General features: G+C 73.1%; 21 protein-coding genes. 9 read left to right on the forward strand and 12 right to left on the reverse strand.

Translation table 11 applies throughout. From position 1 onward, the window contains the following. Positions 1–12: 12 nt before the first annotated feature. The 5 genes from IEX42_RS15170 to IEX42_RS15190 form a co-directional block, all read right to left on the reverse strand. Positions 13–1,062, reverse strand: coding sequence for an ABC transporter ATP-binding protein (locus IEX42_RS15170; protein WP_188780526.1), 1,050 nt, complete (start codon positions 1,060–1,062; stop codon positions 13–15). Next, a complete protein-coding gene (locus IEX42_RS15175; protein ID WP_188780527.1) occupies positions 1,059–1,847 on the reverse strand; it encodes an ABC transporter permease in 789 nt (262 codons plus the stop codon). Before IEX42_RS15175 ends, IEX42_RS15170 begins: the two co-directional genes overlap by 4 nt. Positions 1,848–1,866: 19 nt before the next feature. Then, positions 1,867–2,652 (reverse strand): molybdate ABC transporter substrate-binding protein, encoded by a 786-nt coding sequence (gene modA, locus IEX42_RS15180; RefSeq protein ID WP_188780528.1) that lies wholly within the window; start codon positions 2,650–2,652, stop codon positions 1,867–1,869. Then, positions 2,649–3,044: a TOBE domain-containing protein gene (locus IEX42_RS15185; RefSeq protein ID WP_229660995.1), complete on the reverse strand. Its 396-nt coding sequence runs from the start codon at positions 3,042–3,044 to the stop codon at positions 2,649–2,651. Before IEX42_RS15185 ends, modA begins: the two co-directional genes overlap by 4 nt. 226 nt (positions 3,045–3,270) lie before the next feature. After that, complete coding sequence (locus tag IEX42_RS15190) at positions 3,271–4,536, reverse strand: SLC13 family permease (RefSeq protein WP_188780530.1); 1,266 nt, start codon at positions 4,534–4,536, stop codon at positions 3,271–3,273. Between the two features lie 60 nt (positions 4,537–4,596). Here IEX42_RS15190 and IEX42_RS15195 point away from each other — a divergent pair, with 60 nt between their 5' ends. After that, entirely contained in the window at positions 4,597–5,169 is a 573-nt protein-coding gene (locus tag IEX42_RS15195; protein WP_188780531.1) for a DUF4245 family protein, read from the forward strand. A 13-nt stretch (positions 5,170–5,182) separates the two neighbouring features. Here IEX42_RS15195 and IEX42_RS15200 read toward each other — a convergent pair whose 3' ends face one another. After that, positions 5,183–5,962: an SDR family NAD(P)-dependent oxidoreductase gene (locus IEX42_RS15200; protein ID WP_188780532.1), complete on the reverse strand. Its 780-nt coding sequence runs from the start codon at positions 5,960–5,962 to the stop codon at positions 5,183–5,185. Positions 5,963–5,991: 29 nt separating this feature from the next. On the opposite strand from IEX42_RS15200, the gene IEX42_RS15205 reads away from it, so the two are divergent. Beyond that, entirely contained in the window at positions 5,992–6,426 is a 435-nt protein-coding gene (locus IEX42_RS15205; RefSeq protein ID WP_188780533.1) for a MarR family winged helix-turn-helix transcriptional regulator, read from the forward strand. Positions 6,427–6,433: 7 nt separating this feature from the next. Here the strand turns inward: IEX42_RS15205 and IEX42_RS15210 are convergent, their stop codons facing one another. After that, a complete protein-coding gene (locus IEX42_RS15210; RefSeq protein WP_229660897.1) occupies positions 6,434–6,757 on the reverse strand; it encodes a winged helix-turn-helix transcriptional regulator in 324 nt (107 codons plus the stop codon). A gap of 107 nt (positions 6,758–6,864) precedes the next feature. Here IEX42_RS15210 and thmT point away from each other — a divergent pair, with 107 nt between their 5' ends. After that, positions 6,865–7,071 (forward strand): 2-hydroxymuconate tautomerase, encoded by a 207-nt coding sequence (gene thmT, locus IEX42_RS15215; protein WP_229660898.1) that lies wholly within the window; start codon positions 6,865–6,867, stop codon positions 7,069–7,071. A 34-nt stretch (positions 7,072–7,105) separates the two neighbouring features. Here the strand turns inward: thmT and IEX42_RS15220 are convergent, their stop codons facing one another. Further along, entirely contained in the window at positions 7,106–7,987 is an 882-nt protein-coding gene (locus IEX42_RS15220; RefSeq protein WP_188780534.1) for a helix-turn-helix transcriptional regulator, read from the reverse strand. Positions 7,988–8,127: 140 nt separating this feature from the next. On the opposite strand from IEX42_RS15220, the gene IEX42_RS15225 reads away from it, so the two are divergent. Genes IEX42_RS15225 through IEX42_RS15240 form a run of 4 tightly spaced genes read left to right on the forward strand, consistent with a single transcriptional unit; the run spans position 8,128 to position 11,577 of the window. Further along, positions 8,128–9,168, forward strand: a complete 1,041-nt coding sequence (locus IEX42_RS15225; protein WP_188780535.1) for a zinc-binding dehydrogenase — start codon at positions 8,128–8,130, stop codon at positions 9,166–9,168. A gap of 27 nt (positions 9,169–9,195) precedes the next feature. Further along, positions 9,196–10,227 carry an aldo/keto reductase gene (locus tag IEX42_RS15230; protein ID WP_188780536.1) on the forward strand — a complete coding sequence of 344 codons (1,032 nt, stop codon included), beginning with the start codon at positions 9,196–9,198 and terminating at the stop codon, positions 10,225–10,227. A gap of 18 nt (positions 10,228–10,245) precedes the next feature. Further along, complete coding sequence (locus IEX42_RS15235; RefSeq protein ID WP_188780537.1) at positions 10,246–10,671, forward strand: (R)-mandelonitrile lyase; 426 nt, start codon at positions 10,246–10,248, stop codon at positions 10,669–10,671. A 27-nt stretch (positions 10,672–10,698) separates the two neighbouring features. After that, positions 10,699–11,577, forward strand: coding sequence for an aldo/keto reductase (locus IEX42_RS15240; RefSeq protein WP_188780538.1), 879 nt, complete (start codon positions 10,699–10,701; stop codon positions 11,575–11,577). A 30-nt stretch (positions 11,578–11,607) separates the two neighbouring features. Here the strand turns inward: IEX42_RS15240 and IEX42_RS15245 are convergent, their stop codons facing one another. Further along, positions 11,608–11,880 (reverse strand): exodeoxyribonuclease VII small subunit, encoded by a 273-nt coding sequence (locus IEX42_RS15245; RefSeq protein ID WP_188780539.1) that lies wholly within the window; start codon positions 11,878–11,880, stop codon positions 11,608–11,610. Then, positions 11,873–13,108 carry an exodeoxyribonuclease VII large subunit gene (xseA, locus tag IEX42_RS15250; protein ID WP_188780540.1) on the reverse strand — a complete coding sequence of 412 codons (1,236 nt, stop codon included), beginning with the start codon at positions 13,106–13,108 and terminating at the stop codon, positions 11,873–11,875. Before xseA ends, IEX42_RS15245 begins: the two co-directional genes overlap by 8 nt. Positions 13,109–13,156: 48 nt before the next feature. Between xseA and IEX42_RS15255 the strand changes: the two genes are divergently transcribed. Together IEX42_RS15255 and IEX42_RS15260 are read left to right on the forward strand one after the other, a co-directional pair. Then, on the forward strand, positions 13,157–14,161 hold the full coding sequence (locus tag IEX42_RS15255) for a 4-hydroxy-3-methylbut-2-enyl diphosphate reductase (protein ID WP_188780541.1): 1,005 nt from the start codon (positions 13,157–13,159) through the stop codon (positions 14,159–14,161). A gap of 7 nt (positions 14,162–14,168) precedes the next feature. After that, positions 14,169–14,807, forward strand: coding sequence for an L-threonylcarbamoyladenylate synthase (locus tag IEX42_RS15260; protein WP_188780542.1), 639 nt, complete (start codon positions 14,169–14,171; stop codon positions 14,805–14,807). On the opposite strand, the gene IEX42_RS15265 is transcribed toward IEX42_RS15260, so the two are convergent. After that, positions 14,794–15,270: a DUF6542 domain-containing protein gene (locus IEX42_RS15265; RefSeq protein WP_188780543.1), complete on the reverse strand. Its 477-nt coding sequence runs from the start codon at positions 15,268–15,270 to the stop codon at positions 14,794–14,796. The two genes, IEX42_RS15260 and IEX42_RS15265, sit on opposite strands and share 14 nt — an antisense overlap. A gap of 59 nt (positions 15,271–15,329) precedes the next feature. Continuing rightward, a complete protein-coding gene (locus IEX42_RS15270) occupies positions 15,330–16,454 on the reverse strand; it encodes a DNA recombination protein RmuC (protein ID WP_188780544.1) in 1,125 nt (374 codons plus the stop codon). Between the last annotated feature and the right edge of the window lie 35 nt (positions 16,455–16,489).

Consider the following 16,489-nt stretch of genomic DNA (forward strand, 5'->3'; position numbering starts at 1 on the left):
CCGGCGCCGGAGTCACGCCGAGGCCTCCTGGACGGTCACGTCGGTGGCCTTGAGGCTGGCCCACACCGGGCCGCCCTCGTGGAGGCCGAGCTCGGCGACCGCCTCCGTGGTGAGGTCCACGGTCAGCGTCGGCGGACCGAGGTGGGCCCGCACGGTGGCGCCGTCGCCGGCCCCGACCAGTCGTCGTACGACGGTGCGCCAGCGGTTGCGCGCCGAGCCGTGCGGCTCCTCGGTCGTGAGCGTCACGGCACTGGGGTTGAAGGTGACCAGCACCGGCCCCTCTGCCGGGGTCGCCGTGACCAGCTCGGGCCCCTCGTCGAGGACGACCCGGCCCTTTGTCGCACGACCGTGCAGCACGTTGCGACCGACCAGCCGGGCGGCGTGCGGGGTACGCGGCAGTGCGGCGACCTCGGCCGGGGTGCCGCACTGGGCGACGGCCCCGTCCTCGACGACGAGCACGCGGTCGGCCAGCGTGAACAGGTCGACGGCGTCGTGGGTGACCAGCAGCGTGACGCCGGTGAAGCCGGCCAGCCGCTCGGCCAGGACCTCGCGCAGCCGCTGCGCGACCGCGACGTCGAGCGCGGCGAAAGGCTCGTCGAGCAGCACCACCTCGGGCTCGGTGGCCAGCGCCCGCGCCAGGGCGACCCGCTGGGACTGGCCGCCGGACAGCTGGCCGGGTCGTCGCTCGGCCAGCTCGCCGACCTCGAGGAGCTGCAGCAGGTCGCTCGCGCGTCGGCGGGCCTCGGCCCGGCCGGTCCCGCGGGCCCGGGCGCCGTACTCCACGTTGGCGCGCACGCTCAGGTGCGGGAACAGAGCGTGGTCCTGGTGCACCAGCGCGACCCGGCGGCGGTGGGTCGGCACCCGGCGCCAGTCCTGCCCGGCGACGTGCAGGCTGCCCTCGGTGGGCGCGGTCCCGGCGACGGCGTCGAGGAGGGTGCTCTTGCCGGCACCGTTCGGGCCCACGACGGCGATCGTCTCCCCGGGGTCGGCCTGGAGCGAGAACCGCAGCGTCTTCTCGCCCCGGCGGACCGTCACGTCGAGGTCGAGGTACGACTCGCTCATGCGGCACCCAGCCCGCCGAGCCAGCGCTCGCGCAGCGAGACGAGGACGGCGACCGAGACGACGAGGAGCACCACGCTCAGCGCGACCGCGACGTCACGGTCGTCCTGCAGGCGGGTGTAGACCTCGCTGGGCATGGTGCGCGTGGTGCCGGGGTAGTTGCCGGCGAAGGTGATCGTCGCGCCGAACTCGCCCAGCGACCGCGCGAAGGAGAGGACTGCCCCCGCGGCGACGCCCGGCAGCGCCAGGGGCAGCGACACCCGGCGGAAGGTCAGCCACGGGCCGGCGCCGAGGGTCGCCGACGCGGTCTCCATCCGCGACGGGACCGCCCGCAGCGCCCCCTCGGCGCTGATCACGAAGAAGGGCATCGACACGAAGGTGTGGGCCACGACCACGGCAGCGGTGGTGTACGGCAGCGTCACCCCGAGGACGTCGTCCAGCGGGCGCCCGAGCAGCCCGTTGCGGCCCAGCGCGCTGAGCAGTGCGACGCCTCCGACGACCGGGGGCAGTACCAGCGGGACGGTGACCAGGCCGCGCAGCAGCCGTCGACCGGGGAACTCCAGCCGGGCCAGCACCCAGGCCAGCGGCAGCCCGAGGACGACGCAGAGCAGGGTCGAGAGCAGTGCCGTGACCACCGACAGCCGCAGGGCGTCCAGCGCCTCGGCGCCGGTGACCACCGTCCAGAAGCGCGACCACGGGGTGTCGACCAGCAGACCGATCACCGGGACGACGAGGAACACCGCTGCGACGGTCGCCGGGACGACCAGCCGCAGCGGCGCTCTGCTCATGCGGGGGTGCGCTGCCAGGTCAGGAGGTGCCGAAGCCGGCGGCGGTGAGGACCTTCTTGCCGTCTGCGCCACGCATCAGGTCGATCCAGTCGCCCGCGAGGTCCTTGGCCTTGGCGTTGCTGGTCTGCGCGACCCAGTACGTGTTGGGGTCGGCGGCCGCGCCGGGGACCTCGATGCCCTTGACGTCGTCGCCCGCGGAGGTGACGTCGGTGGCGTAGACCAGGCCGGCGTCCGCCTCGTTGGCGGTGACCTTGGCCAGGACGGCCTTGACGTCGGTCTCCTCGCTGGCCGGCTTGGCGGTGATCTTGTTGCTCTTTAGCAGCGTCTGCGAGGCCGCGCCGCAGGGCGCCGACGGCACGCAGACGACGTACGACACCCCGGGCTTGGCGATGTCGGCGAACGAGGTGATCTTGCCCGGGTTGGCGCTCGGCACGGCCAGCGTGACGACGTTGGTGGCGAACTGCTGCGGGTCGGACCCGGTGCCGTCGTTGGCCTCGGCCTCGTCCATGGTCCGCTTGTCGGCGGTCGCCAGCACGTCGCCCGGCGCCCCCTGCTCGGCCAGCTCGGCCAGCGCGGCGGAGGAGTCGAAGACCAGCTTGACCTTCACGCCCTCGTGGTCGGCCTCGAACTCCTTCTTCAGGTCGGTGAACGACTCGGTCAGCGAGGCGGCGGCGAGGACGGTCAGGGTCTGGTCGTCGCCGGAGCCGGCCTCGTCGTCACCCCCGGACCCGCAGGCGGCGAGGCTCGTACCCATGGCGAGGGCGAGGACGGGGGCCCACAGGCGGGGCGTGATGGACGGCTTCACGGTCGCTCCACGATGACGTTGGTTGACTTGACGGACGCGTACGCACGGACCCCGACCTCGAGGCCGAGCTCGTCGGCGGCCTCCCGGCTCATCAGCGAGACGACCCGGTAGGGCCCGCAGATCAGGTCGACCTGCGCCATGACGGTGTCGCGCAGGACGTCGGTGACGATGCCGGGCAGCCGGTTGCGGGCGCTGACCGAGCCGGCGCGGCTGCGCTCGCGGTCGAGGTCGGCGACCAGGCCGGCGGCGGTACGGGCCAGGTCCGGCCCGGCGACGACCTTGAAGCCGTCCACCTCCGTCGACGGCACGCGGCCCGCGTCGATCCAGCGGCGGACGGTGTCGTCGCTGACGCCGAGGATCTCGGCCGCCTCGGAGACCCGGTAGTGCTGCACGACGGTCACCCAACCGCATCTGCGGTCGCAACTCAACATCGGAGCGGCATCTGCGGCCCCGCGCGGCCCCTGCCCGTCGAGTGGTGCCCCGTACTGGGCCGAGTTGCGCCCTCTGCGGGTCCGAGTTGCGCATCGTGCAGTCGCGGGACGTCGTACGACCGGCAGAAGGCGCCACTCGAGCCGGCGGGAGGCACCACTCGACGAGCAGGTCCCGCCCGCCAGCGGCTCAGAGAACGATTGGGGCCCAGAGCCAGAGGGCGACGACGCCGAGCACCAGCCCCGGGGGGACGGCCATCGCCGACAGGGCGTGGAACCTCGCGGTCGAGGGGCGCTCGCCGGCCCGGACCAAGGTGCGCCGCCAGAGCAGGTTGGCCAGGGAGCCCGACCAGGTCAGCGACGAGCCGACGTTGAGCCCGACCAGCGTCGCCAGGACAGCAGTCGTCCCGAGGGGGGCGACGGCCGGGAGCAGCAGCAGCGTGGCCGGCAGGTTGTTGACCACGTTGGCGAGGACCGTGGCCAGCAGAGCGAGGACGAGCAGTCCGCCGAGCCCGCCGCCGGCACCGCGGGCGAGGTCGTCGACGACGTCCCCCAACCCGCCGCGGCCGACCGCGTCCACGACGACGCCGAGGGCGAGCACGAACACCACGAACCCGGGACTGGACTCGTGGAACGCCGTGACGAGGGTGCGAGCACCCGTGCGGCGTACGTCCGCCGCGGTGAGCGCGAGCGCCGCGACCACCGCCACCACCGCCGGGCCCCAGGCGTCGGCCAGTCCGGCGAGGGGCGCGAGCACGAACCCGACGAGCATCGCGGTCAGCACGGCCAGCGGGAAGCAGGGGAGGGGACCGGCCGCCGGTGGCTCCGTCGGCGCGGCGGCGGTCGCGGGCAGTGCGCGCCGGAACCGCAGCCGGTGGACGACGTACTCCACGGCGACGACCACCAGCCACGTCGGCGCCATGACCAGGGCGAAGCGGGAGAAGGACAGCGGCAGCACCTTCAGCGCCAGCAGCGTGGTGAGGTTGGAGACCGGCAGCAGCAGGCTGGAGGAGTTGGCCAGGCGTACGCAGGCGGCCAGACCCGGTTCCGGCAGCACGCCGGCGCGCCGAGCCGCGGCGAGGACCACCAGCGTGAGCAGCACGACCGTCGCGTCGAGGCTGAGCACGGCCGTGACCGCGACCGCCGCGACGAAGACCGCGGTGAGGAAGCGGGTCGGCGAGCCGCGGCCGAGCCGTGCACCGACCGCGTCGAAGAGACCCTCGGCGGCGCACCGTCCTGCCACGACGAGGATGGCCGCGAGGAAGACGACGACCGGCAGCAGGTCGAGCACCGCGTCCCGGGCGTGGCCGATCCCGGCGAAGGGGAGGCAGACGGCGGTGGCGAGAGCTGCCGTGCCCACCTCCACGCTCGTACGCGGGCTGCGGAACGCGACTGCCAGCAGCGCGACGAGGGCGACCAGCGGGCCCACCTCGGCGAGCACGGGGTCGGTGGTCACGGGGTGAACCTACGGTGAGGTGCGCGCCGACGCCGCGGCCGCGGTTGGCAGGATGGGCTCGTGAGCGGGACGAGCGGGCAGCCGGGGCGCTACCAGCGCTCGTCGAACGGACTGATCGTCTCGATCGTGGTCCTGGTGGTGGGCGTGCTCGCCTTCGTGCTGATCCGCGGCGCGCTGCGCGACACCCCGGACGCCGGGGTCGACATCAGCCCGGTCGACTACGGGCCCGTCGCCGTTCAGGCGCGCAAGGCCGGCCTCGTCGCGCCGGCGCCGGCCCCGCTCCCGAAGGGCTGGAAGGCGAGCAGCGTGCGGTTCACCCCGCCCGACCCCGCGACCTCCGGCGTGACCGGCTCCTGGCACCTCGGGCTGCTCACCGACAAGCAGCGGTACGTCGCCGTCGAGGAGACCTCGGACGACGTCACCGACCTGCTCCCCGACACCGTCGCCGACGCGACCCGCGGGCCCGCCGTACGCCTCGACGGCCGGACCTGGCGCAGCTGGACCGGCGCGAAGGACGCGTACGCGCTCACCACGGCCGTGACCGGCGGGCGACAGGTCCTCGTCGGCAGCCCCGCGGGCGAGTCGGTGGTCCGCGGCGTCGCCGCCGACCTGTCACTGCCTTCGCAGCAGTAGGACCGGCCGGCTCTCAGCTGGCCGGTCGCCGCGAGTCGACCGCTGAGAAGGCGTCCACCGGAAACCGCCCGGCGAACGAGTCGAACAGGGCCGCCTGCTCGGCGGCGAGCGCGGCGACGGCGCCGCTGGCGGTCGGCCCGAAGCCGACCAGCTCGTGCCCGGCGTCGATGCCCTCGAGAGCTGCGCGGCCGAACTCCGCGAGCGGTGCGCCGCCCTCCGAGCCACCCAGTCCCGTGGCCACCGCGGGCGGCATCAGCTCGGTCACCCGGACCTCGGTGGGAGCGAGCGCCGCTCGCAGGATGGCGACGTAGTGGTGCACGGCCGCCTTGCAGGCGCTGTAGACCGGGGCGAACGGCTGGGGTACGACCGCTCCGCCCGAGGTCACGTGCACGATGCGGGCCGGGCGTCCGTGCGCGAGGATCAGCGGGACCAGCAGCTGGTCGAGGTGGACCGGGCCGGCCAGCAGCGTGTCGATCTCCACCTGGCGCTCGGCCCACGGCGCGTCGTCGACGGCGAGGGCCACCCGTCGCTGGATGCCGGCGTTCTGGACGAGCAGGTCGAGGTCGGGCATCCGTCGGGCGACGTCCTCCGCGAGTCGTCGACGGGCGTCGGGGTCGGCCATGTCGGCAACCGCCGACTCCAGCCCCGGGTTCCGCTGTGCCACCTCCTCCAGCGAGCGCTCCGATCGGCCGGTGACGAGGACGCGGTCGCCGCGCGCGAGCAGGCGCCGGGCGAGATCGAGGCCGATGCCCCGCGAGCCTCCGGTGATGAGGACCTGACGCTGTGTTGTCATATCAACATCATGCTCCCCGAGGAGTTGACATGACAACACCGTCTCCGCTGTCGGCCGACGAGCTGGCGCTCTGGCACGCGTTCAAGCACGCGGCCGAGCACGTACGACGACGCGTCGGCGAGGAGATCGCCCAGGCGACCGGCCTGTCCGACCCCGACTACGGGATCCTGACCCGCCTGGACGACGGGGCCGGTCGGCTGCGTCAGCAGGAGCTGGCGACCTCCATGGGCTGGCACCGCAGCCGCCTGTCGCACCAGCTGACCCGGATGGAGACCCGCGGCCTCGTGCAGCGACGTGACGCCGACGGCGGGGGAGTCGTCGTACGCCTCACCGACGCCGGTGCGGACGCCGTCGCGCTGGCGCGGCCCGTCCACGCCGCCGCCGTACGACGGCACCTGCTGGGCCGGGTCCCGCCTGCGACCCGCGAGGCGCTGCTCGCGCTGCTGCAGGACCTCGCGCGCTGAACCGACGTCAGCCGCCGTGCTGCAGGCCCCACCGGTGGAGCGCGGCGAACACGTCCTCCAGGCTCCGCCCCTCCTCGGTGATGCGGTACGTCACCTGGGGCGGCACGGTGGGCACGACCTCGCGCTCGACCAGCCCCGCCCCGACCAGGGTCCTGAGCTCGGCCGAGAGCACCTTCTGGGAGATGCCGCCGACGCGGCGCTGCAGCTCGGCGTACCGGCACTCCTCCTGAAGCAGCTGCCAGAGGATCGCCATCGACCACTTGCCGCCGATCAGGTCGATGGTGGCGCGCACCGAGGAGTCGCAGAACCCGTCGGAGAAGGCGCTGGTCACGCCCTATTCCTACCTCGACGTCGGCTCCCGACCACGAAGTGCCGTCTTCCGCACCCGCCGACAGAGCAGCACGATCGGAGCGACCGCCCCACTCCCAGGAGGAAACCGTGCCCATCGTCAACGTCGACATCGTCCCCGAGCTCATGAACGGCGACCGCGACCAGCAGTACGTCCAGATCGCCGCCGGCATCACCGAGGCGATCGTCTCCAGCACCGGCGCTCCGGCCGAGCCGGTGCACGTGCTCTTCGCCGAGGTCTCCGACGCGCGCTACGCCGTCGGCGGGGTGATGCTGCGCGAGCGGATGAAGGGCTGACCGTCCGGCGCGCTCGACGGCCCGGGCCGCCCGCTCAGGCCCCGGGCTCGCCGTGCACTGCGGGACGGTGCGGCGCCGTCCAGCCGGCCAGGAGCGCGAGAGCGCCGGCAGCCGGCGAGTCCGGCTCGGCCGTGTAGACGTTGATCCGCTGACCGGGGTCGCCGGCGAGCTCGAACGCCTCGAAGTCCAGCTCCAGGTCGCCGACCAGCGGGTGGTGGAGGCGCTTGCGACCGGTGCGGTGGTACTTCACGTCGTGGGCGGCCCAGCGCACGCGGAAGTCCTCACTGCGCGTCGACAGCTCGCCGACCAGCTCGGAGAGCGCCTTGTCGTACGGGTCGCGGCCGGCCTCGGCGCGCAGGAAGGCGACGCAGTCGTCACGGACCCTCTCGAAGTCCACGAAGAAGTCCGGTGCCGACGGGTCGAGGAAGACGTACCGCGCGGAGTTGGGGTGCTCGCCGCGGTCGGGCTGGTCGTACAGAGGTGCGTACAGCGCTCGTCCGAGGTCGTTCGCGGCGAGGACGTCGAAGCGCCCGTTGCGCAGGTACGCCGGCGTCGGCATCGTGTCGAGGATGCGCTGCACCGTCGGGCGCACGCGTTGCCGCGCCGGTGTCCTCGTCGTACGTCGTCCGCCGCCTCCGGCGTGTCGCGCGAGCCGGAACAGGTGGTCGCGCTCCGCCTCGTCGAGCCCGAGCGCGTGGACGAGCCCGTCGAGCACGGTGTCGGAGACGCCGCCGGCCGACCCGCGCTCGAGGCGGGTGTAGTACTCGACGCTGATCCCCGCCAGCAGGGCGGCCTCCTCGCGGCGCAGCCCGGTGACGCGGCGGTGGGCGCCGTACACCGGCAGCCCGGCCTGCTCCGGGGTGATCCGGGCGCGGCGGGAGCTGAGGAACTCCTTGAGGTCGGTTCCGGCACTCATCTGCCCGAGCCTAGGCCCGGGCGCGACGACTGGGAGTCCCTGCGAGTACCCCTCACGCCAGTGCCTGTTCCGTCCCGTGCCCGCGCGGCAGGCTGGAGGGGTCCCGGAGGAACCGGGGCACGACGAGAGGGAGCAGCACGGTGAGGGCAGCCATCTTCAACGGGAAGGGTGACGTGAGCCTCGGCGAGCGTCCGGACCCGCGGATCCAGGAGCCGACCGACGCAGTGGTCCGCGTGGTGCGCGGGTGCGTGTGCGGGTCGGACCTCTGGTACTACCGCGGCGTCAACGACCACGCCGTCGGCTCCATCGGGCACGAGTACGTCGGTGTCGTCGAGGAGGTCGGCGCAGACGTGTCCGACGTCGCCGTGGGCGACCTCGTGATCGCGCCGTTCACCTACAACGACGGCACCTGCCCGGCCTGCGCGAACGGGTTCGAGTCCAACTGCACCCACGGCGGCGCCTTCGGGGACGGCGCGAGCGACGGCGGCCAGGGCGAGCGGGTGCGTTCTCCGTACGCCGACGCGACGCTGGTCGCGGTGCCGGGCACGGACTTCTCCGACGCCCAGCTGGCGTCGTTCACCGCACTGTCGGACGTGATGTGCACGGGCTACCACGCGGCCGTGAGCGCCGGGGTCACGGAGGGCGACACCGTGGCCGTGGTCGGCGACGGCGCCGTCGGGCTGTCCGCCGTCCTCGGTGCCCGGCTGCTCGGCGCGAGCCGGATCATCGCGATGAGCCGGCACGAGCCCCGTCAGGCCGTGGCGCGCGAGTTCGGCGCCACCGACATCGTCGCCGAGCGGGACCAGGAGGGCATCGAGGCGGTCCTCGAGCTCACCGACGGCGTCGGCGTCGACGCCGCGCTCGAGTGCGTCGGCACCGACTCGGCGATCTCGACCTGCGTCGGCGTCGTCCGCGCCGGCGGCATGATCGGCGCGGTCGGGGTGCCGCTGTACGAGCAGTTCACGTACCAGCAGATCTTCGGGAAGAACGTCGGCATCAAGGGCGGCGTCGCGCCGGCGCGCCACTACATCCCCGAGCTGCTCGAGAAGGTCCTCGACGGCTCGATCGACCCGGGCCGTCTCTTCGACCTCACGGTCGACCTCGACGACGTCGCCGAGGCGTACGCCGCGATGGACGAGCGCCGCGCGATCAAGTCGCTGCTGCGCGTCAGCCAGCCCTGAGCCCACCTCGACCCAAGGAGCACCTCCATGCAGTACCGACGGCTCGGCCGCACCGGCGTCCGGGTCAGTCCGCTCACCCTCGGCGCGATGATGTTCGGCCCGTGGGGCAACGAGGACCGCGCCGACTCCGTGCGGATCATCCACGCGGCCCTGGACGCCGGGATCAACGTCGTCGACACCGCCGACGTCTACTCCGCCGGTGTCTCGGAGGAGATCGTCGGCGAGGCGATCAAGGGCCGCCGTGACGACGTCGTCCTGGCGACGAAGTTCTTCATGCCCATGGACGCCGACGACCCCAACAGACGGGGAGGCTCACGGCGCTGGATCGTGCGTGCGGTCGAGGACTCGCTGCGCAGGCTCGGCACCGACCACCTCGACCTCTACCAGGTGCACCGGCCCAGCCCGGACACCGACGTCGAGGAGACGCTCGGCGCGCTGAGCGACCTGGTGCACCAGGGCAAGGTCCGCTACCTCGGCTCGTCGTCGTACACCGGATCGCAGATCGTCGAGGCCCAGTGGGCCGCGAAGGCGAACCACCTGGAGCGCTTCGTGACCGAGCAGCCGCCGTACTCGCTGCTGGTGCGCGGCATCGAGACCGACGTCCTTCCCACGGCGCTGCGTCACGGCATGGGGACGATCACGTACAGCCCGCTGTCCGGCGGCTGGCTCTCCGGCCGCTGGCGCAAGGACGCGGCGGGCACGCCGACCTCCTCGGCGCGTCCGTCGGCGCGCTTCGACATGAGCACCGCAGGCAACCAGCGCAAGCTGGAGACGGTGGAGCAGCTCGCGCTGCTGGCCGAGGACGCAGGGCTGAGCCTGATCGAGCTCGCGGTCGCGTTCGTGATCCGCCACCCGGGCGTGACGTCCGCGATCGTCGGTCCGCGCACGATGGAGCAGCTCGAGGCGTTCCTGCCCGCCGCGGACCTCGCGCTCAGCGAGGACGTGCTGGACCGGATCGACGAGATCGTCGCTCCCGGAGTCACGATGAACCCCGACGACGACAGCTACGGCGACCACGAGCTCACACCCGCGCAGCGCCGGCGGGCGGCGCTCGGCTGACCACGGAGAGGAACCACCATGAAGCACCAGACCCCGAACCCGACCGTGAAGACGCCCGCGAGCAACTTCACCGGCGACGTGTGGATGAATCCCGTCTTCGGCGGTGAGGACGACTCGGCGCTGGTCGTCGGGCTCGTCCGGTTCACCCCCGGCGCCCGCAGCAACTGGCACTCCCACGCCAACGGTCAGCTGCTGGTGTGCACCGACGGTGTCGGCCTGGTCGTCAACAGGGACGGTCAGACGCTCGTGCTGCACGCCGGGGAGACGGTGTGGACGCCGCCCGGCGAGGAGCACTGGCACGGCGGCACGACGCAGAACCTGATGTGCCACTACGCGATCCTCGACGAGACCCCCGAGAAGGACGCCACCGTCTGGCTCGAGCCGGTCACCGACGAGCAGTACGACGCCGCCAACCGTGAGGCCGGCACCACCGCCGAGGCCTGAGCCCCACTCGAACGGGAGGAACCACCCATGGACACCCTGACCCTCAACAACGGCGTCACCATGCCCGCTCTCGGGCTCGGCGTCTTCCAGACCCCGCCCGAGGAGACCAGAGCCGCGGTCGCCGCGGCACTCGAGGCCGGCTACCGGCACGTCGACACCGCCGCGGCGTACGGCAACGAGCGCGAGGTCGGCCAGGCCATCGCCTCCTCGGGCGTCGACCGCGACGACGTGTTCGTCGAGACCAAGGTCTGGATCAGCGACTTCGGCCGTGACCGGACCCTGCACGCGTGGGAGAAGTCGGCCGGCAAGCTCGGCGTCGACGTCATCGACCTGCTGATCCTGCACCAGGCGCTGCCCGGGGAGTTCGAGCGGACGCTGGAGGCGTACGGGGCGCTGGAGCAGCTGCTGGCCGACGGCAGGGTCCGCTCGATCGGCGTCTCGAACTTCATGGTCGACCACCTCGACCGGCTGCTGGCCGAGACCGACGTGGTGCCGGCGGTCAACCAGATCGAGCTGCACCCGTACTTCGCCCAGCCGCGCGTCGAGGCAGCCGACGCCGAGCACCACATCGTCACGCAGGCGTGGTCGCCGATCGGTGGGATCACGTTCTACCGCGACGGGCAGACCGGCAGCGCCCTGGAGGACGACACCATCGTCGGGATCTCCGAGGTGCACGGCAAGTCGCCGGCGCAGGTGATGCTGCGCTGGGGGTTGCAGCACGGCCGGTCGGTGATCCCGAAGTCGACCAAGGCGCACCGGATCGCCGAGAACATCGACGTCTTCGACTTCACCCTCACCGAGGACCAGATGGCCGCGCTCGACGGCCTGGACACCGGCGTACGCGGCGGCCCCGAGCCGGAGGACGTGACGCTGGAGGCGTTCGGGCGAGACATCCCCGGGGCTTGAGCCGGGCGAGCGGCGCCTCTCGGCGTCGGGTCAGTCGTCGGCTTCGCGCTCGATCGCGGAGTCCAGCCGCTCGCGGGCGCCGTCGAGCCAGCGCTGGCAGGTACGGGCCAGACGCTCGCCGCGCTCCCACAGGTCGATGGACTCGGCCAGCGTCGTCCCGCCCTGCTCCAGGGCATGGACGACCTCGGTGAGCGCCTCGCGGGCGTCCTCGTACGACAGGTCGTCCTCGGGGTGCCGCGGGTCGGTGTCCTCCACGGACGGGGCGGCCTTCTTCGCGGCGGCCTTCTTGGCGGACTCAGGCATCGGGTGACTCCTCGGTGCTGGTGCTCGTCACGTCGGCCGTGATCCGGCCCGACGCGACCCTGATGTCGACGGAGGTGCCGGGGCCGAGGCCGGCGGGGTCGGTGAGCGCGGTGCCGTCGGGCCCGGTGACGACGGCGTAGCCGCGCCTCAGCGTGGACAGGGGCGAGAGCGCGCGCACCCGCGCGATCCGGTGGTCGAGGTCGTCGGCGGCCCGGTCCACGCGGTGCCGGACGGCCCGGCCGCCTCGCTCGCGCAGCGCCTCGACCTCGCGCGAGCGCTCGCCCAGCCCGCCGCGCGGGTCGGCCAGGACCGGCCGGGAGCGCAGCGACGTGACCAGCTGCCGCTCGGCGCTGATCCGGCCGAGGAGGGCGCGGCGGCCCCGCTCGCGCAGCTGCATCGTCCGCTGCGCCTCCTCGGCGACGTCCGGGACGACCCGCTTCGCGGCGTCGGTCGGAGTGGCGGCCCGCCAGTCGGCGACGAGGTCCAGCAGCGGGTCGTCGGACTCGTGGCCGATGGCCGAGACCACCGGCGTGCGCAGGGCGGACACCGCCCGCACCAGCCCCTCGTCGGAGAACGGCAGCAGGTCCTCGACCGACCCACCGCCCCGGGCGACCACGATGACGTCGACGTCGGCGTCCGCCTCGAGCCGCTGCAGCGCCTCGATCACCTCTCGGGTGCAGTGCACCCCCTGCATGGCGGAGTACGACGCTACGATCCGCACGGCAGGCCAGCGGCGCCGTGAGACCTCGACGACGTCCTTCTCCGCGGCCGAGCCCTGGCTGGTGACCAGCCCGACCGCACCGGGCAGGAACGGCAGCGGCCGCTTGCGCTCGGCCGCGAACAGGCCCTCGGCCGCGAGCAGCCGCCGGGTCCGCGCGATCCGCGCGAGCAGCTCGCCCAGGCCGACCATCCGCACCTCGCGGGCCTGCAGGCTCAGCGAGCCGCGGGCGGCGTAGTACGTCGGCTTGCCGTGCACGACGATCGACGCGCCCTCGACCACGGGGGTGACCAACGAGTCCAGCAGCGCACGGTTCGCGGTGACCGTGACCGACACGTCGGCGAGCGAGTCCCGCAGCGTGAGGAAGGCCGTCGACATGCCCTGACGGCGGCTGATCTGGGTGACCTGGCCCTCGACCCAGATGGCACCGAGCCGGTCGATCCAGCCGCCGATCGCCTGGGCGACCGCGCGCACCGGTGCCGGCTTCTCCGGCGAGGTGTCGAGGGCCATGGGTCGAAGGTTAGGGGGCGGCTCCGACGGATCCGTACGATGGCGCCCATGAGCACCGACCTCGGCACCCCGCCCGTGCTGTCGCCCGACGAGGCCGAGCGCGCCGTGCTGCTCGCGGCGCCGCGCGGCTACTGCGCCGGCGTCGACCGCGCGGTGATCACCGTGGAGAAGGCGCTGGAGACGTACGGCGCGCCCGTCTACGTACGCAAGCAGATCGTCCACAACAAGCACGTCGTGCAGACGCTGTCGGACCGCGGCGCGATCTTCGTCGAGGAGCTCACCGAGGTGCCCGCGGGGCAGACGGTGGTCTTCTCCGCCCACGGCGTCTCGCCGCAGGTGCACGCCGACGCCGCCGAGCGGGGCCTGAAGACGATCGACGCGACCTGCCCCCTGGTGACCAAGGTGCACCACGAGGCGAAGCGGTTCGCGAAGGAGGACTACGACATCCTGCTGATCGGGCACGAGGGCCACGAGGAGGTCGAGGGCACCGCGGGCGAGGCGCCGGAGCGGATCCAGCTCGTGCAGGGCCCCGACGACGTGGAGAACATCGTCGTGCGCGACCCGGACAAGGTCGCCTGGCTCTCCCAGACCACGCTCTCGGTCGACGAGACGTTGGAGACGGTCGAGGCGATCCGGCAGCGGTTCCCGAACCTGCTCGATCCCCCGTCGGACGACATCTGCTACGCCACCCAGAACCGCCAGCTCGCGGTGAAGGAGATCTCCGCCGACGCCGACCTGGTGATCGTCGTCGGCTCGGGGAACTCCTCCAACTCCGTACGCCTCGTCGAGGTCGCGCTCGAGGCGGGGGCCAAGGCGTCCTACCGCGTCGACGACGCCTCGGAGATCGACGAGGACTGGTTCGACGGCGTCGACCGGGTGGCCGTCACCTCGGGCGCGTCGGTTCCCGAAGACCTCGTCGAGGGAGTGCTGGCGCTGCTGGCCGAGCACGGCTACCCCGACGCGCGTGCGGTCCAGTCGGCCGAGGAGTCGCTGATCTTCGCGCTGCCGCCCGAGCTGCGCCGCGACATGCGCGCCGTCGCCACCCGGCAGTGAGAGCGTCATGAGACAGGGCAGCGCGCGCTTCGTCGACATCCACCCGGTCGACCCGCAGGCCCGTGCCGTGGGTCAGGTCGTCGACATCCTGCGCGACGGCGGGCTGATCGCCTACCCCACCGACTCCGGCTACGCGCTCGGCTGCCGGCTCGGCAACCGCGAGGGGCTGGACCGGATCCGGGAGATCCGCCAGCTCGACGACAAGCACCACTTCACGCTCGTGTGCCACGACTTCGCCCAGATGGGGCAGCTGGTGCACCTCGGCAACGCGCAGTTCCGTGCCGTCAAGGCAGCGACGCCGGGGGCGTACACCTTCATCCTGCCCGCCACCTCCGAGGTGCCGCGGGCCTTCCTGCACCCGAAGAAGCGCACCGTCGGGGTACGGATCCCGGACCACCGCACCGTCTCGGCGCTGCTGGAGGAGCTCGGAGAGCCGCTGCTGTCCTCGACCCTGATCCTCCCCGGCGAGACGACGGCGATGACCGAGGGCTGGCAGGTGCTGGAAGAGCTCGGCCACCACCTCGACGCCGTCGTGGAGTCCGGCGAGGTGACCGCCGAGCCGACGACCGTGGTGGACCTCTCCGACGACGTCGCCGAGGTGGTCAGGGTCGGCGCGGGCGACCCGAGCCGGTTCAGCGAAGCGTGAGGCTGCGGCTTCTCGCGGGCGACTCGACGGCGTACGGCGAGGCCCGACGCTCACGTGCCTCGGCCCGCATCCGGTTGGTCCGCTGACGGACGGCGAGCACGATCAGGGCGTTCGCGTAGCCCGCGAACAGGGCGCCCGAGTGGTGCGCCAGGCCGGAGAAGACCGCCTGGACACGTCCGTCGGACGCGTCCCCCACCGACACCGGGTGGACGACGCCGACGACCAGCATCGTGGCGAGCAGCAGCAGCGGCGGGAGCACGCCGATCCAGAAGAACTGGCCCGGTCGGATGGCCAGCGCCGCTGCGATGCAGACGAGCGTGAAGCACACGTCGAACAGAACGCTGAGCCGACCGGTGACCAGGGAGTCGAGGGCGACCGTGACCGCGAGGGCGGCCGCGGCCAGCGCGACCACGCTGCCGCTGGGCAGCCGCCCCTCCTCCCAGATGGTGCGCGAGGGGCTCATGGCGCAACGCTAGGCGGCGCCGTGGGCTCAGGGACCGCGCCACGCCGGGCCGGGACGGGTCATGCGCTGTCGCGACGGCGCTCGCTGGCTCGCCCGACGCCCTGGTGGGTGGGCCGCTCCGGCCACGCCTCGAGCAGCTCGGGCGCGGCGAGCGCGCGGGGCACCTCGCTCAGGGCACCGGGCGCCGGGAGCTCCTCGTCGGTGACACCGCTCGACGCGAGCTCGCGTGCGGTGACCAGCACCCGCGACTCCAGCGAGCCGACCGCCTTGTTGTACGCCTCGACCGAACCCTTCAAGGAGCGGCCGAGCTTGTCCAGGTGCTCACCCATCGTCGAGAGCCGACCGTGCAGCTCACGGCCCAGCCGCCAGACCTGCATGGTCTCCTCGGTCAGCCGCTCGTGCGTCCACCCCATGGCCACGGTGCGCAGCAGCGCGATCAGCGTCGTGGGTGTCGCGATCACGACCTGCCGCTCGGCGGCCCAGTCGATGAGGTCGGGCGCGGCCTCGAGCGCCGCGGACAGGAACGACTCACCGGGCACGAACAGCACCACGAACTCGGGGGAGGAGCTCGCGCCGCGCCAGTAGCCCTTGCCCGCCAGCGCGGCAGCGTGCGCCTTGAGCTGTCGCGCGTGACGGCCCAGGTGGGCGGCGTACGACTCGGGGTCCTCGGCCGCGGTCGCGTCCAGGAACGCGTCGAGCGGCACCTTCGCGTCGACCAGCACGCACCGGCCGCCCGCCAGGTGCACCACCAGGTCGGGGATGGTCGTCTGGTCGGCCCCGCCGTCGGTGCGCACCGCGCGGGACTGCTCCTCGAAGTCGCAGCGGTCCACCAGGCCGGCCAGCTCGACCGCCCGGCGCAGGTGCATCTCACCCCAACGGCCGCGGACCTGCGGCTTGCGCAGCGCGGTCGACAGCGACCCCGTCTCGCGGCGCAGCAGGTCGGTCGAGTGGCGCACGTCCTCGACCTGCTGGCGCAGCTGGCTCTGCCACGACACGCCTTGGTGGGCGAGCTGGCGCAGCTGCGCGTCGAGCCGGTCGAGGCCGGCGACGACCTCGGCGTGCTCGACGGCCTCGTCGGCCGCGCCCTGGACCCGCTCGGGACGGGCGGCGGCCCACAGCCGGCCCACGAGCACGCCGAGGCCGAGGCCGAGCGCGAGCACCAGGAGAAGGGGAAGGGTCTGCATGGCTCCCACTGTGGACGGCGCCGCCGACAGTTCGG

Origin of the sequence: Marmoricola endophyticus (assembly GCF_014644415.1) — a bacterium.
GTDB classification, from domain to species: Bacteria; Actinomycetota; Actinomycetes; order Propionibacteriales; family Nocardioidaceae; genus Marmoricola; species Marmoricola endophyticus.

What these genes read in the sequence shown, in the direction of transcription:
- IEX42_RS15170 (WP_188780526.1), bottom strand. Translation starts at nt 1,062, where the DNA reads ATGAGCGAGTCGTACCTCGACCTCGACGTGACGGTCCGCCGGGGCGAG.
- IEX42_RS15175 (WP_188780527.1), bottom strand. Translation starts at nt 1,847, where the DNA reads ATGAGCAGAGCGCCGCTGCGGCTGGTCGTCCCGGCGACCGTCGCAGCG.
- IEX42_RS15200 (WP_188780532.1), bottom strand. Translation starts at nt 5,962, where the DNA reads ATGACAACACAGCGTCAGGTCCTCATCACCGGAGGCTCGCGGGGCATC.
- IEX42_RS15205 (WP_188780533.1), top strand. Translation starts at nt 5,992, where the DNA reads ATGACAACACCGTCTCCGCTGTCGGCCGACGAGCTGGCGCTCTGGCAC.
- IEX42_RS15220 (WP_188780534.1), bottom strand. Translation starts at nt 7,987, where the DNA reads ATGAGTGCCGGAACCGACCTCAAGGAGTTCCTCAGCTCCCGCCGCGCC.
- IEX42_RS15230 (WP_188780536.1), top strand. Translation starts at nt 9,196, where the DNA reads ATGCAGTACCGACGGCTCGGCCGCACCGGCGTCCGGGTCAGTCCGCTC.
- IEX42_RS15235 (WP_188780537.1), top strand. Translation starts at nt 10,246, where the DNA reads ATGAAGCACCAGACCCCGAACCCGACCGTGAAGACGCCCGCGAGCAAC.
- IEX42_RS15240 (WP_188780538.1), top strand. Translation starts at nt 10,699, where the DNA reads ATGGACACCCTGACCCTCAACAACGGCGTCACCATGCCCGCTCTCGGG.
- IEX42_RS15245 (WP_188780539.1), bottom strand. Translation starts at nt 11,880, where the DNA reads ATGCCTGAGTCCGCCAAGAAGGCCGCCGCGAAGAAGGCCGCCCCGTCC.
- xseA (WP_188780540.1), bottom strand. Translation starts at nt 13,108, where the DNA reads ATGGCCCTCGACACCTCGCCGGAGAAGCCGGCACCGGTGCGCGCGGTC.
- IEX42_RS15255 (WP_188780541.1), top strand. Translation starts at nt 13,157, where the DNA reads ATGAGCACCGACCTCGGCACCCCGCCCGTGCTGTCGCCCGACGAGGCC.
- IEX42_RS15260 (WP_188780542.1), top strand. Translation starts at nt 14,169, where the DNA reads ATGAGACAGGGCAGCGCGCGCTTCGTCGACATCCACCCGGTCGACCCG.
- IEX42_RS15265 (WP_188780543.1), bottom strand. Translation starts at nt 15,270, where the DNA reads ATGAGCCCCTCGCGCACCATCTGGGAGGAGGGGCGGCTGCCCAGCGGC.
- IEX42_RS15270 (WP_188780544.1), bottom strand. Translation starts at nt 16,454, where the DNA reads ATGCAGACCCTTCCCCTTCTCCTGGTGCTCGCGCTCGGCCTCGGCCTC.